General features: G+C 42.3%; 15 protein-coding genes and 1 pseudogene. 12 read left to right on the forward strand and 4 right to left on the reverse strand.

Translation table 11 applies throughout. The annotated features are described in order from the left end of the window. The first annotated feature begins 73 nt into the window (after nucleotides 1–73). From MKX60_RS16655 to MKX60_RS16670, 4 genes are all read left to right on the forward strand, one after another. Complete coding sequence (locus tag MKX60_RS16655; RefSeq protein ID WP_042187155.1) at nucleotides 74–823, forward strand: GTP pyrophosphokinase; 750 nt, start codon at nucleotides 74–76, stop codon at nucleotides 821–823. A 155-nt stretch (nucleotides 824–978) separates the two neighbouring features. Next, nucleotides 979–2,604 (forward strand): glycoside hydrolase family 9 protein, encoded by a 1,626-nt coding sequence (locus MKX60_RS16660; protein WP_341060448.1) that lies wholly within the window; start codon nucleotides 979–981, stop codon nucleotides 2,602–2,604. 124 nt (nucleotides 2,605–2,728) lie between these two features. After that, on the forward strand, nucleotides 2,729–3,478 hold the full coding sequence (locus MKX60_RS16665; protein WP_341060450.1) for an ABC transporter ATP-binding protein: 750 nt from the start codon (nucleotides 2,729–2,731) through the stop codon (nucleotides 3,476–3,478). Then, nucleotides 3,475–4,233, forward strand: a complete 759-nt coding sequence (locus MKX60_RS16670) for an ABC transporter permease (protein ID WP_042187159.1) — start codon at nucleotides 3,475–3,477, stop codon at nucleotides 4,231–4,233. Before MKX60_RS16665 ends, MKX60_RS16670 begins: the two co-directional genes overlap by 4 nt. A 7-nt stretch (nucleotides 4,234–4,240) precedes the next feature. Here the strand turns inward: MKX60_RS16670 and MKX60_RS31710 are convergent. Continuing rightward, nucleotides 4,241–4,288, reverse strand: a pseudogene (locus tag MKX60_RS31710) (excalibur calcium-binding domain-containing protein); the annotation flags it as partial. An 82-nt stretch (nucleotides 4,289–4,370) separates the two neighbouring features. Here MKX60_RS31710 and MKX60_RS16675 point away from each other — a divergent pair. After that, nucleotides 4,371–4,865 carry a hypothetical protein gene (locus MKX60_RS16675; RefSeq protein WP_341060452.1) on the forward strand — a complete coding sequence of 165 codons (495 nt, stop codon included), beginning with the start codon at nucleotides 4,371–4,373 and terminating at the stop codon, nucleotides 4,863–4,865. A 101-nt stretch (nucleotides 4,866–4,966) separates the two neighbouring features. Here the strand turns inward: MKX60_RS16675 and MKX60_RS16680 are convergent, their stop codons facing one another. Then, nucleotides 4,967–5,824: an alpha/beta hydrolase gene (locus MKX60_RS16680; RefSeq protein WP_052404246.1), complete on the reverse strand. Its 858-nt coding sequence runs from the start codon at nucleotides 5,822–5,824 to the stop codon at nucleotides 4,967–4,969. Nucleotides 5,825–6,008: 184 nt separating this feature from the next. On the opposite strand from MKX60_RS16680, the gene MKX60_RS16685 reads away from it, so the two are divergent. Next, nucleotides 6,009–6,827 (forward strand): cupin domain-containing protein, encoded by an 819-nt coding sequence (locus MKX60_RS16685; protein ID WP_339802739.1) that lies wholly within the window; start codon nucleotides 6,009–6,011, stop codon nucleotides 6,825–6,827. 52 nt (nucleotides 6,828–6,879) lie between these two features. Here MKX60_RS16685 and MKX60_RS16690 read toward each other — a convergent pair whose 3' ends face one another. Beyond that, nucleotides 6,880–7,875 (reverse strand): acrylyl-CoA reductase family protein, encoded by a 996-nt coding sequence (locus MKX60_RS16690; RefSeq protein WP_341060454.1) that lies wholly within the window; start codon nucleotides 7,873–7,875, stop codon nucleotides 6,880–6,882. 226 nt (nucleotides 7,876–8,101) lie between these two features. Between MKX60_RS16690 and MKX60_RS16695 the strand changes: the two genes are divergently transcribed. From MKX60_RS16695 to MKX60_RS16720, 6 genes are all read left to right on the forward strand, one after another. Beyond that, a complete protein-coding gene (locus tag MKX60_RS16695; RefSeq protein ID WP_341060456.1) occupies nucleotides 8,102–8,602 on the forward strand; it encodes a GNAT family N-acetyltransferase in 501 nt (166 codons plus the stop codon). 84 nt (nucleotides 8,603–8,686) lie between these two features. Further along, the gene (locus MKX60_RS16700) at nucleotides 8,687–10,105 is read left to right on the forward strand and encodes an NAD-dependent malic enzyme (protein ID WP_341060457.1); all 1,419 of its coding nucleotides are present in this window, start codon (nucleotides 8,687–8,689) and stop codon (nucleotides 10,103–10,105) included. Between the two features lie 249 nt (nucleotides 10,106–10,354). Further along, nucleotides 10,355–11,584, forward strand: coding sequence for a HAMP domain-containing sensor histidine kinase (locus tag MKX60_RS16705; protein ID WP_341060459.1), 1,230 nt, complete (start codon nucleotides 10,355–10,357; stop codon nucleotides 11,582–11,584). Next, the gene (locus MKX60_RS16710; protein ID WP_341060461.1) at nucleotides 11,577–12,023 is read left to right on the forward strand and encodes a hypothetical protein; all 447 of its coding nucleotides are present in this window, start codon (nucleotides 11,577–11,579) and stop codon (nucleotides 12,021–12,023) included. Before MKX60_RS16705 ends, MKX60_RS16710 begins: the two co-directional genes overlap by 8 nt. Nucleotides 12,024–12,075: 52 nt before the next feature. After that, nucleotides 12,076–12,519, forward strand: a complete 444-nt coding sequence (locus MKX60_RS16715) for a GNAT family N-acetyltransferase (RefSeq protein WP_076298429.1) — start codon at nucleotides 12,076–12,078, stop codon at nucleotides 12,517–12,519. A 14-nt stretch (nucleotides 12,520–12,533) separates the two neighbouring features. Further along, the gene (locus tag MKX60_RS16720; RefSeq protein WP_341061124.1) at nucleotides 12,534–13,004 is read left to right on the forward strand and encodes a DinB family protein; all 471 of its coding nucleotides are present in this window, start codon (nucleotides 12,534–12,536) and stop codon (nucleotides 13,002–13,004) included. A gap of 28 nt (nucleotides 13,005–13,032) precedes the next feature. Here the strand turns inward: MKX60_RS16720 and MKX60_RS16725 are convergent, their stop codons facing one another. Beyond that, nucleotides 13,033–14,727, reverse strand: a complete 1,695-nt coding sequence (locus MKX60_RS16725) for an ABC transporter substrate-binding protein (protein WP_341060463.1) — start codon at nucleotides 14,725–14,727, stop codon at nucleotides 13,033–13,035. Between the last annotated feature and the right edge of the window lie 56 nt (nucleotides 14,728–14,783).

Below are 14,783 nucleotides of genomic sequence, written 5' to 3' on the forward strand. Positions count from 1 at the left end.
CGCTGAATTTGAATTTCACTAGTGGATTGGCTATGATAAATATAGAGAAAAGCTACAAGAGGAGAAATGGATAATGACCCCCGAGAATCAAATCGAACAATTTAAGAAGCTTAAGCACGAGATCACCCGGTTTATGTTGATTTATAAATTTGCACTAGATGAGATGGAGACGAAGATTGAGATCCTCAAACAGGAGTTTCAGTCTCTTCACGATTACAGTCCTATTGAACATACCAAATCGAGAATCAAGTCTCCCGAGAGTATTATGAACAAAATGCTCCGAAAAAATGGAGAATTATCTCTAGATTCTGTGAGAAATTGTATTAAAGACATTGCAGGTCTACGAATTACCTGTTCTTTTATCTCAGATATTTATCATGTAAGTGAAATGCTTCAGAAGCAGGACGACTTAACGGTTCTTGAAGTGAAGGATTATATTAAGAATCCCAAGCCTAACGGTTATCAAAGTTTGCATTTGCTGATTCAGGTACCTGTATTTATGTCAGATCGTCAGGAGTTAGTGTGCGTTGAGGTACAAATTCGTACCATTGCTATGGATTTCTGGGCAAGTCTCGAACATAAAATTTTCTATAAATATAATAAGTCAGTACCAGAGAGTATGACGCGTGAATTGAAAAATGCAGCGGATGCCGCTCATGCACTTGATCTGCAAATGGAGCGACTGCATCGGGACATTAAGGAAATCAAAGACGACGATGAAGATGACGATCTTAGTTCCTTTGAGGAGCTTCGCCGTATAGTGATTCACAATCAGCAATTCACACTTCCAGCTAACTTTATTAAGCTGCTTGGAGACAAATAAGCTGATCATATCACCTAGAGTTACCGTTTCTGGTTAACTCTAGGTTTTTTTATTGTAGTTATCATTGCCACGTACAACTAGAATAGAGTATTCTCAACTTGAAAGAGAGACTTGTAATCATTGGCTTCATCAAATTGATATGAAGGAGAATGAAGATGAGTGAGCGTAGACTCCGAACCATTACTGTAAATCAAATCGGATATCCGGTGGGTGGAGAAAAGATTGCAGTGTTTACTGGTGCTGGACATGACTTTCAGGTTGTTGATGTTGATCATGGAAATGTTGTATTCGAAGGGCAGACAGGTGCTCCCAGATTTGATGAGGCAAGTGGAGTAACTGTACATACAGGTGACTTTTCTGAGGTTCATGCAGTGGGCAGATACCGGATTGAGCAAGGTGAGGGGATAGCTTCGGCATCATTTATAATCTCAGATAAACCTTATCAGGAGCTTCAACAGGGCTTGCTGAAGGCCTTTTATTATTATCGTTGCGGGGTTGAGTTGACTGAAGAGTATGCTGGAGATTGGAAGCATAAGGCATGTCATACAGCAGAGGGAATTGTATATGGTGAAACGGAGCGTCGGCTAGATTGTTCTGGAGGCTGGCATGATGCAGGTGATTATGGTAAATATAGTGGACCCGGAGCCAAGGCCATCGCCGATCTGTTACTAGCCTATGAGTTATATCCATCTGCTTTTGTAAGCGCTATCCCGATTCCTGAAAGTGGGGGGATAACTCCAGATATATTGCTGGAATGCAAAGTGGAGCTGGATTGGTTATTCAAAATGCAAGACTATAGAACAGGTGGAGTGTATCATAAACTGACTACGCTGAGCTTTCCAGATTTAGATGTGATGCCAGAGGCTGATACAGCAGATCTATATTTCTCACCGGTGTCAGCAACCGCCACTGGAGATTTTGCTGGAGTCATGGCCATGGCAGCGCGGATATATGAGCCCTTTGACTCAGCCTATGCGAAGAAATGTCTGGATGCCGCAACACTAGCTTGGGAATGGCTTGTTCAACATCCAGATGCGCCAGGGTTTATAAATCCGCCAGAAATTAGCACCGGTGAATATGGAGATGGGAACGACAAGGATGAGCGGTATTGGGCAGCTGCGGAGCTCTATCGTACGACGGGGAAAGAAGAATACCATCAAGCTGTTCTGCAACTGGTGCAGTTGTCTTTTTCAAAATACAGTCTAGGCTGGGCAGATATGGGGGGCTACGGCACGCTTGCGTATCTATTAAATGGTGAAGATCTAGCAGACCGTGCTTTGTATGCTTCCTTAAGAGAAGGACTTCTATCTGAAGCGGAACGGTTAGTGGAACAGAGTCGTGAGGATGGTTATAGGATCTCCTTAAAAGAGGACGACTATATTTGGGGGAGCAATATGCTAGTAATGAACAATGCTATGTTGCTAGTTGTGGCTGAATATTTTAGTGGCGATACGAGCTTTGCGGACTGTGCGTTAGATCATTTACACTATCTGATGGGTCGCAACGTACTGGATATCAGTTATGTTACCGGATTTGGCGATCATCCCGTGATGCATCCGCATCATCGTCCATCTGTTGGTGACCATGTGGTTGATCCTGTGCCGGGTCTTGTATCTGGGGGGCCAGATCGTGGGCTTCATGATGAATATGTAGTAGAACATTTACACGGAAAACCAGCCGCTCAGTGTTTTGCTGATCATGAACTTAGTTATTCTACGAATGAGGTAACGATCTACTGGAATTCACCTGCGGTGTTCGTTACAGCTCGGTTTAATCAATAAATTAATTAATATAAGGGAAAGGCGTGTCTCATGGGGGGAGATGCCCTTCTCTTTTTTTATGTAGTTAAATGCTATAATACGAAATGGTATGATATTTTTTCGTTTGGCAATAGGAGGTAAAGCATTGAGCAGTATTTTTGAAATTCAAAGACTTGCAAAATTGAACTGGAAAAGCAGCGAACAAGCTTCGAAATATCTATTCTCGGACATCTCCGCTGAAATATCTGAATCGGACCGAATCGCTCTGATCGGTGCCTCGGGTCAAGGTAAAAGCACACTACTTAGAATAATGGCTCTGCTGGATGCTCCAGATGAAGGGGATATGCTTGTCAAGGGCACTTCATTCAAAAATATGGATTCAAGGCTGTGGAGAATGAAAATCGGGTTTGTGGCTCAACAAGCGGTTATGTTGCCTGGCAGTGTGGAGGATAACCTAAGAACCGTCAGCAAGCTGCATGACAGACCATATGACCATAAATTAGTTCAGCGGTTATTGGAACAACTAGGGTTGGAACAATTGGATTTAAGTAAAAAAGCAGCAGATTGCTCTGGCGGTGAAAAGCAGCGGATATCCCTGATTCGGTCATTGCTGCTACGACCTAATGTTCTACTGCTCGATGAAATCACTGCATCACTAGACATTGACAGCACTCAAAGGGTAGAGGATCTACTTGAACAGTGGCATAAAGAAGAAGGGACTTCAATGATTTGGGTGACCCATGACCTTAAGCAGGCTAGCCGAATAAGCACTACTACATGGTTTATGGGGAATGGTAAGCTGGAACAACACTTGAGTGAATCTTTTTTTGCTGAATCTGAGGAAGACTTGGCAAAAAGATTTATTCGACCGTTAGAAGGAGCGTCATTCTTATGAGTTATACTGCACTGAGTTTTACGCTTCTGTTTGTGTTAGGGACGATGTTGGTTTCGGTATGGCAAAAGCTCGGACTTGAAAAAGATATTATTGTAGGCACTATAAGGTCGGCGATTCAATTGCTTGCGGTCGGATATGTACTGCAATTTATTTTTAAAACCGATCAGATGATCTATGTTATTTTGATAATAATCTTCATGATAAGTGTAGCCGCATGGAATGCAGCGAAAAGAGGAAAAGGTCTTCGTGGATTAGTCTGGAGAATTGGACTTGCGATCGCTACTATGGAGCTCCTTATGATGGGGATTCTGCTCGGCTTACATATTATTGAGGCGACCCCACAATATATCATTCCCATTAGTGGCATGACCATTGGTAGCGCTATGGTTGTCTCGGGTTTGTTCATTAACCATATCAAGCACGAAATACAGCAGAGCAAAGGGGAAATCGAGACCCTGCTGTCACTCGGTGCAACGGTTCCACAAGCGATCCATGAAGTTAGAAAAAGATCTGTGAAATTCAGCATGATCCCTACCATCGACGGAATGAAGACAGTAGGACTTGTCCAGCTTCCAGGTATGATGACGGGGATGATTATAGCAGGCGCTGATCCGGTAATCGCTGTTCGCTACCAGATTCTGATTGTGTTCTCATTCACCGCTTCTGCGGCCATAACAAGTATACTGCTCAGTGTACTGAGCTACCGACTCTTTTTCACGCCTGATCAACGGCTTAAACAATCGGTAGAACGATAATAGATTTCTATTTCTCACAAGCGATTCCGTTATTGTCACGGTCGCTTTTTTTGTTGGCATTTTGGTTACATAAAAGTTAGCGATAACGGGGAATAATTAGAATTCAATTCACATGAGGTGAAAAAGCTTTCTATGAGGTGATTCTGATTAGTAAAAAGAAATTGGCGGTTACCCTGATCGCAGGCGTATTGCTTCTGCCAGGAATCGCAATAGGTGCACCTGATAACGGAACGGTGATTCAGTCTAATGGAAAGCTGCTCTCAGCCATGCCTTTGCCAGCCCCGGAGTCTAAACGAATCATATTACCAACAGCATTTCAAGCGGCTGAGTTATACGGGTTCGGTTTACAGCACAGGAATGCGTCGATTCAATATTCGATCTTTTCCAAAGAACTCAAAAAGGTTATGTATCCACAGTTTGTTGAACTGAACTGGGTAACTGGTGTATCCAGCCCATGGATCACAAAGTACGAGGTTACTAAAGAAACAGTAATTAACCCGAATTCAGAGGTCATAGAAATGCGCATAGATTCCGCGACTTCAAATGGTCCGGAACCATCCATGCTACTGACGATCTCACTTGTTAAAGATCATAATAGCTGGGTGATTACCGGAGTGAAGCCGAATCCTTAAATGACATGCGGAGAATTGTAAAAAGAGCAAGCGTAGTAGGGAACATTCCCGTACGCTTGCTCTTTTTTACTGACTGAATGCATTATTCCGCTATTACGCGACTAATCTCTACCCGCCTTGACCATCAATTCCGCCATCATTTTTGGCTCGGTTCGGACAGTGGTCATATGATCACCTTTGCCCTCGATGAAGCGGAAAACGCCCAAATGACTGGATTGAGTCGGGTGAAACCCATATGGACCTTGTGGGATAGCCGTGTCTTCCGTCAAATAAAGATAACTTTTAGGGATTTGGAGACTGTAGAATTTCTTGAGATCCAGCTTTTCAAACAGTGGGGTAGCTGGTTCAGGCGGAGCTTGTTTATAAAAGGCTTGTGCTTGCGCAAGACTGGCAGTGTTGACGAAGGTATCCCGGAAGAGCGGGAAAGGGAGCGTGATGGTGTTATTACCGGAAGCGTCTCTTAGCTGTTCAAAGGATTTAAGTGACTCAGCAGGAAATTGATCTGCCACACTTTGTCCGTCAAGCGGAGCGAAGGCATCAAAGAACACGATCCGTTTGATCCGATCAGGTACTTGCTGGGAAACTGTTTGAATGACTGATCCGCCAAAGCTATGTCCGAGCAGAATAAAATCCTTCAAGTCTTTTTGTTTGATATAGTCGACAACGGACTTTGTGATTTGCTCATGTGTTACATTATTATTCTTATCCGCGCCATGTCCTGCATATTCCGGTGTGTAGACGGTGTGCCCTAACTTACGAAGCTCTGCGGCTGTTTCATCCCAAAAACCTGCTGTAGCCCAAGACCCATGGATCAGAACAAAGGTTAATGGAGTCTGTTTGGTAGAGGATTTGTGGTTAGCGGCTGCAACCGCGGGGTGTTGATTCAAAGGCTGCAACCCCATAATGGTGAAGATAGAGATGCATAACGCAAATACTATTTTAATGTGAATCGATTTCATACTTTGCCTCCTGTATAGTGTGAGAATTTAACATTATAGAGGATGCCCCGATTGACAGAGAAAGATGAATTTTTATTGGAGTCAGTGAATCTCCGGCACCTAGGCATAGGCAAACGCATATGTTGTTCTAGGAAATCAAAAATTTACGGGAACAGAAGGGTAGGAATAAACAGTGACTTCATACATGGATTATACGTCCCCTAATACACAATTTACTTTTGATGTGAACACTAATACTCTCTTTAAAAAGGATGCCAACAACTACATTAATTTACTGTCGGTTAAGCAGTTGAACACACTGGAGAATACCTCACTCCTTGATATTTTTCTTAGCAAATCGAATGTGGTGGAGCCTCATTATCATCAAAATGCGGCAGAGCTTGTCTATTGTATCTGCGGTTCAGCAGTAGTGTCTATACTCAATCCGTTTACAAATGAACTTCTTCATTTCCCAATATGTCCAGGTCAAGTGGCGAATGTGCCGCAAGGCTGGTGGCATTATGAAGTAGCTACTGTCGATAATACACATCTGCTTGCCATTTTTGACGCACCTATTCCTGAGGTTATCTTAGGCTCGGATATTTTGAGCAAAACTCCGGCAAATGTATTGGCCCATACTTACTGTTTGAATGAAGCATTGGTAAAGGAAGCGTTAGCTCCTATTAAACCTGGCACCTTTATCGGCCCACCTGCCGACTGCTGTGAGGAAGATAAAGTAAAGGGAGTCAATAATATGGCACCAAATATGTCTCCTAATATGAATATGCATGCAAATATGAAACCAAATATGCAACCTAACATGCATCCAAACATGCAGCCATATGCTCATATGCAAGCTCAGCCCATTCCTATAGCTTCTCAAATGCCTCCAGCGACGCAAGCTTTTAATTATCAGCCTTACCCAATGCAAGGATACTACACTCAAGGCTATGAACAGCACTATCGCCAACAGCCTTATGTACAACAACAGCCGAATTATCAATATTCAAATAATCAAGAGTAACAACAAAAAACCTCCTGAGATTAAATCTCCCGGGAGGTTTTCTTGTTAGGGCTTAAGATAAACGGACAAGCACTCTGCCTCGTGTGTTTCCTTGCAGAATATCTTCCAATGCTTGTGGCAGTTCATTCAAGGTTACTTCACGATCTACAAGGTTCTCAAGCTGTGCAGGCTTCAAATCTGTCGCCATCCGTGTCCACACCTTTTCGCGTAGCTCAGGAGGACACTCTACGGAATCAATACCGAGCAGGTTAACCCCCCGAAGAATAAAGGGAAGGACGGTAGTTGGAACAGAAGTACCACCGGTCAGGCCGCTTGCAGCAACAGAACCTCTGTAGGAGATTTTACTCAAAATCGACGCAAGTGAGTTTCCGCCAACGGAATCTACAGCACCTTGCCATAGTTGCTTCTCTAATGGTTTGCTAGATCCGCCGGTAACCTCTTCGCGTGAAATGACTTCTTCCGCGCCAAGAGTTTTCAAATATTCGTTAGCTTCTGTATTACCAGTGCTGGCCACTACGCTATAGCCTTTTGTGCTAAGCATAGCGATAGCCGATCCACCCACACCACCGGTCGCTCCCGTTACGAGTACTTTGCCTTTATCTGGTGCTAAGTCATTGTTTTCCAGAGCTTGAATGGACAAGGCTGCAGTTAATCCAGCTGTACCATAGATCATGGCTTCTCTTAGTGTAAGTCCTACCGGAAGTGGGGTGATCCAAGCGGCAGGAATTCGTGTATATTCGCTATATCCTCCAAAGTGAGATACACCCATACCATACCCTGTAGCGATAACTTGCTGTCCTTCATGAAACCGCTCGTCTGTAGAAGACATCACAGTACCGGATAAGTCGATGCCTGGAATAAAAGGGTATGATCTTACAATTTTTCCGTTAGGGATACTGGCTAATCCGTCTTTATAATTCACACTGGAGTATGCAACCTTAATTACAACTTCTCCTGCGGGTAGTTCTTCTAAGGTAACCGGCTTAACAGCGACGGAGAACGATGATTCTGTTTTGTCGACAACTAATGCTTGAAATGATTCTGTCATTAAGTGTAAGCTCCTTCAACTACGTTATAGGTAAGACATGTATATAATATTTATTCTGATCAGTCAACTCGTCATTGTCTATGATATAACGCAAGTTAGACGTAGTGTAGGACTCTTTGGTTGTGTATTGTAACATTATAATCGAACTATCCATGTTATTTGTACAGTGGACGTGTTAAGTTCAGACTGCTGGTATACAACTTGTTTTTAAGGGAGAATTGTTGAAATGTCTATTATAAAGTTAATTCGTGAACATGAGATCGAACCGTATTTGGAACTCTTAGCTGAGGTTGAACATATCCATCTGGATAGAAACAATCCTAACCATGAGCAGTGGCTGAGACGCCGCATACAATCACATTTTCAGCGGGGGGCGTTGTTTTATGCCTATCATGAGAAGGAACAAGACGATGCTTTTGGTATTGTTGCCGTTCTGCATGAGGAGGCACCGATTGGCATTCCCGCGCTTGGAGCAAGAGCCGAAGTCCTAGATATTGGAGTATGTAAAGATCATCGCAGAAAAGGAATAGGAGGTATTTTACTACAGCATGTAGAAGAAGTTGTTAAGAGTAGGGGAGCTTACTGTTTACTTATGCTGACCTATGCAGAAGATTATGATGTGATTGCTTTTTACGGTAAAAACGGCTTTGTGCCCGTCGCTACAATCCCTGATGTATTTGGTCCGGGTGCCGAAGGGAATACTATCTTAAGAAAAATACTAAGGTGATCTATTCAATAGGAAGAAAGTTTGTTTAAATGGTATAGTATAGTGTATTTGAAATCTTAGGGTTGAAGAAAGAGAGGCTAATTCATGGCTATTGCAACAACGATGATTGTCAGGCTCGAAATTCGGAAATCGGTTGCTTCTTTTGGTGATGTTGCTTCAGGAATTGCCACTGCAGGTGGAGATATCGTTGCTATTGACGTGATTCGTGCAGGTAAGGATGTAACAACTCGAGATATAACAATAAACGTGCAAGATGCCTCGAATGGAGAAATGATGTCTATACTATCGAAGATGCCAGGAGTCAAAGTAATTAATGTATCAGATCGAACTTTTCTAGCTCATCTTGGCGGAAAAATTGAAATCACACCTAAAATGCCTATCAAAAATCGGGAGGATTTATCGCTGGTGTATACACCGGGAGTTGCCCGAGTGTGTACGGCGATTGCCGAAGATCCGAACAAAGCCTATTCTTTGACGATGAAGCGGAATACAGTAGCCGTCGTTACAGACGGAACGGCTGTGCTTGGACTAGGGGATATTGGACCGGAAGCGGCTATGCCTGTTATGGAAGGTAAGGCTATGCTGTTTAAGCAATTAGCGAACATCGATGCTTTTCCACTATGCTTAAATACTAAAGATTCAGATGAAATCATTAATATCGTTAAAGCAGTATCTCCTGGATTTGGGGGAATCAACTTAGAAGATATCAGTTCTCCGCGCTGTTTCGAGATTGAACGTCGGCTTGCCGAAGAGCTGGATATTCCGGTATTTCATGATGATCAGCACGGTACATCTGTTGTAGTTTTGGCAGGTCTTTTGAATGCGCTTAAAGTAGTAAATAAATCTATCGAAGATGTTCGAATTGTCGTTGTGGGTATAGGTGCAGCTGGTGTGTCCATCTGTAATATGCTTCTGGCGGCAGGAGCTCGCAAAATCTACGCGGTAGATCGTGAAGGTGTTCTTAGAAAAGATCTTCAGTATGATAATCAGGAATGGCGGAAGCTTGCTGATTCAACTAACCCGGAAGGTATTGAAGGTGGACTGACGGAGGTTATGCAGGGAGCAGATGTCTTTATTGGGGTGTCACGTGGTGGGATTCTATCCGTCGATCATCTCAAGAGTATGGCCAGCGATAACATTGTGTTTGCAATGGCTAATCCGACACCGGAGATTGAACCAGATTTGGCCGAGCCTTTTGTTCGCGTATTAGCGACAGGTAGAAGTGACTATCCGAATCAGATCAACAATGTGCTGTGTTTTCCGGGTATCTTCCGTGGCGCACTGGATTGCAGAGCAAAAACAGTGAACCTTGAAATGAAGCTGGCCGCGGCAAAAGCGATTGCTTCAGTCGTTCATCCGGATGAGGTTAATGAGCAATACGTAATCCCAAGTATTTTTAACGAAAAAGTGGTAGAGTTAGTGCGTCTGGCAGTGATCCATGCAGCTATTGCAACGGACGTAGCCCGCCGGATCCCTAAGGATATTGATAAGGATATGGAATAAAAGCGATACTATAAATGGACTGCTTTGCTTAGTGAGAGAGCAGTCTATTTTTTTATACATTGACACATAACTGAGAGGCGTATCATAATTAGGGCTAAAAGTATTTATTCCCATTTTAGTAAAGTGGCTGATATAATTACAATAATGTATGAGATGTAGAAAGGGCATCCAAGTGGGTGCCCTTAAATTTTGCCTCTAGAGAGGGTAGTATCCAAAAAAGGGTTAAATTAATATAGAAGTGGTGAATTCATGAAAGAGTTTTACAGTCAGGTGAATCGAAAAATCTATTACATTGTAATGTTATTAAACATTACCCTTATGATATCTGGATTAATACTGTCTACAACAGAGTTGAAAGGGATTAATTTTGGATACATTGTACAATTTTTGTGCGTGATGATTCTATCCATTAGTTTATGGATCTATCCTAAGTATGAGACATATACCTTTAGAAAGATCATCATTCTTTTTGGATTTGCTTACTTCTATACGCTTTTCTTTTTATATCCTCAAACTTGGACCACCTATATTTTGATTTGCCTAATTCCTGCACTTTCTATACTATTTTTCGATTTAAAATTGTTCTACTTTTCCTTTATTATAAATGGAATATTGATGGTAATTACTTTTAGTTATGTCATCTTCATTGATAAAGGTGCATTATATAGTTACTTACATCATGACATTATAGGCAACATTATAAATATAATAGCTGTTCAAGCATTATTATTTTTCATTTTCCATCTATCATTTAAACGGATGAAAAAGCAGCAACTGTATTATGAACAATTACAGCAATCCGAGCGGTTAAAGATGGTTGGACAATTAACAGCTGCTGTTGCACATGAAATTCGAAATCCTATAACCGTGGTTAGAGGTTTTTTGCAATTGTTCAAAGAGGACGATTCATTTGATGATTCTAAAAAAAGTAAGTTCAACTTAATGATTGATGAATTAAACACAGTAGAACAGATTATCTCTCAATTTCTAACCCTATCCAAACCAAATGGAGATCAAAGACTAGAGAAAGTGGATGTGAAGGATGTCCTTCAAAGTGTTACGGGTCTGCTTCATTCCTATGCCATGCTATCTGATAACCAAATCGATATAAAGGTAGAGGAAGATTGTTTTATTTCCATTAATAAAATTGAGTTTAAACAGTTACTCATTAATATTATAAAAAATGCGCTAGAAGCCTCGGATGTAGGGAAATCCGTCTCAGTCATAGCAAATAGAAATAATAATTTTATCGAGATCATGATCACCGATGAAGGAAGTGGGATGTCCGAGGCTGAGGTTAAGTCGCTGGGCACGCCCTTTTATTCATTAAAAAGTAATGGAACCGGTTTAGGGTTAATGATTTGCTTTAATATTGTAGAAAAATATGGTGGGGAAATTTATTATAATAGCTCTAAAGGTAAGGGGACAACAGTTACTATTCGCTTTTTATCAGAATCGGGAGGGATCTATAATGATTAAGAGGCTATCCGCACTGATGCTGTCTGGAATAATCATAGTTCTTCTTGCTGCCTGCAATACAACTACCTATAAACACAATTACACATTTACAGGTGAAGGAAAAGTATGGTCGGCTGAATATGTTCAAAAGGCAACGGAGAAGTTCATCGATAAAAAGGGTGAGAGACCAGATTATGAAACCTCGCAGCAATCTACATTTGAGCTTAAATATAAAGGTGAACAAACGGATCTTGATAAGATTAATTCTTTTAAATATAGCTTCAAGGGAACATCAGGTGGAGGAAGTAAAACCTTAGAAGATGTCGAGGGAGTAAGAAAAAGTGAGCTGAAGTCCGAAAGAGCTGGAAGCGGGGCGTTTGAACACGAGGACTCGATTATTAAGGTTGTTGTAGAGTGGGATGGGCAGAAGGATGAATTTGAACTGAAGGTTCGTAAATAGTGGAGCATGTATGAGAAAGATTCTTAAATTAAAGAAAGCAGGTTGAACATTTATGGTCGTTATTAAAGAAATAGAATTGGAGTCTCTCCATGAACTTGGTGATTTATATCAGGAGCTGATGAATCAACCTTCTGATCTTAATAAAATGGAACAAGTATTTAAAGTAATTAAGACAGATCGTCGGTACATATTGTTGGGCGCTTTTGTGGACGGGGAGTTGATGGGGTCTTTGATGGGTATCATTTGTCATGATCTAATAGGAGATTGCAAACCGTTTATGGTGATTGAGAATGTGGTAGTTTCATCGCGTGCCCGTCGTCAAGGTGTGGGCAAAAAACTGATGCTCGCCATTGAAGAAATAGCTCAGGAGAAAGACTGCTTTTATATCATTTTAGTCTCTGGAGAGAAACGTAAGGAAGCGCATATTTTTTATGAATCGTTAGGGTATAGAGATGAGAAGGTAGAAGGATACCGAAAATATCTAAGTTCCCATTAAAAGGAGGCCTTGATCTGCAAACATTCTTTCAATATAACTGGATGGTTCGTGAACAATGGTACGAATGGTGTGAGAGTATTTCTGAAGAAGAGTTGCTTGGGGCACGTACTGGTGGTGTAGGCAGCATATTGAAGACTCTCTTTCATATTGTTGATGTGGAGTGGAGCTGGATTCAAGTGTTGCAAGGTAAACCGGATTTTCAGGAGGATTTCGAACATTACAAGTCTTTGCAGCAGGTAAGAGAACTGGATGCGAAATTCCGGCCCGATGTAGAGCCCTTTGTACTTTCTTGGCATGCGGGTTTGGAGCAGAATATGTTTGAGGATCACCTGGCGGATGGCCGGATCGTGACAGATACTTGGGGTGAAGTGATGCGCCATGTGATCGCTCATGAAATTCATCATGTCGGACAGTTGTCCGTTTGGGCAAGGGAAATCGGGAAGGAGCCGGTTTCTGCCAATTTGATTGGAAAAGGGCTCCAATGATTCTGCAATCGACTGGGCATTGCGTATATCATGAAGTACTGTCGCTGGAGATCAGCGGCGGGAACCACAAATGACGAAGATCAACCCAGCCCTGACTATTGAAGCTTACACCTCGGACCGAGGGGAGATAAGCAGTTTGGGTGGGTTTTTCATACAAGATGTGCAGATGATGTTCCTCAAGAAGACGGTTTTCGATCATACTAAAGCTCTCAGATCTAGCCTCAGGGTTAGGTTCTCGTGCAATGGTATAGAGCCAGCCTTCAATATCCGCACGAGTATGCGGTTCTATATGCTGGGAAAGCGTGAGATATAGATCAAATAAACGAAGCTGTTCATCCTCGTCACGAAATAATGAAAAAACAATCAGGTCGGACTCCAGTCGGATCGGGCCCTTGAACTCCTCTGGAGACACGGAAACAACCGTACACGGATAACCTTGACGCTCTAGTTTAGCAGCAATACATTCAGCATCGTTAGCATATTGCGGAATGGTGGTTATTTGCAAGGTGACCTCAAGGTCTTCCATCGACTTAAGCGTTACAGACTCTGAATCATCTTTTAAACAGGATACGATCTTTGCCCGAAGAAGGGGGTCGCTAAGCGGTCCTTTTTTTTGTGTGTTGCAGGTAACAAATTTACGGATGTAGGACTCTGAATGAATCCGACTCCAAGAAGAAGAATTGTTGGATGAAGGATTCTGAATCACATGAAAAGCCGACCCAGTATCTGAGGAATCGGACGCAGTATCCCACGGAACATACATTATTTCGACTCGATCTAAATGAGCTCTTCCTAGAAAATAATAAGGAAAAACCTCCAGCACACAAGTGTCCTCATTCATGTCCACAACCTTAAATGGTCCTGTCCCCACAGGTCTGCGGCCAAAGCTAGGTTCGTCCATTCCTTCTAAATCACGCGGAACAATTGCCGCTCTACTCGTACATAAGAAAGGGAGGAATAGCTCATTGGGCTGTTTAAGTGTAATTTGAACGGTGGATGGGTTTAGTGCGGTAACTTGCTGGATTTCTTTGAAAATATAGCTATAGAGTGTCCGCTTTGAGGTTTGCATCAGCCGTCCCAAGGAATAGACTACATCTTTTGCCGTCAGTACTTTTCCATGATGGAACAACACTTCTTTGCGTAGAAAAAAAGTCCAAATCGTACGGCCCTCATCCACTTCCCAGGCATGAGCAAGACTAGGCACAATCTTATCCCGTTCCCCGCTGCGTCTCACTAATCCGTCGAAGACATGACTGGAAACAAAAGACTCTGCCAATAGATTCATATGAAGCGGGTCGAAGGTATGTAGCTGCTGGGTGATGGGAAGCCGCAGGGTATCAATCTGTTTGTCACTCCGGATTTCAGAATGATGACCAAAATAGGTCAGAAGCCAGCCTTGTAAGGTATCTTGCAGCGAGGAAGAGCTGGCATGGGTTTTGATGCCATCAATAGCTTTGTGAACATCTTTACGGCTGATAGCCTGCATCATGGATTGAAGCGCAATTTCTTCAGAAGGGACAAGGAACTGTAATAAGGAACGACTTCCACGTCCGCGCTTAGGCGTCCATTGGACCCATTCTAGCTGCATCATTTTATTCACAATATGCATGGCATTGCGGTGTGTACATCCGAAGGTCAAGGCTAGCTCATCCATCGTAACTGAGATTTCTGTGACTCCCCCAAACTGAGAGTGCATCTTTAAATATTGGCTATGCAGCTTCATGGTTTAAGTCCCTTTCAGAAAATAGGAAATTATTAAAAAATTCTTTCTCTTTTTTT

Source organism: Paenibacillus sp. FSL R5-0914 (assembly GCF_038004525.1).
In the GTDB taxonomy this organism is placed as follows: Bacteria; Bacillota; Bacilli; order Paenibacillales; family Paenibacillaceae; genus Paenibacillus_AQ.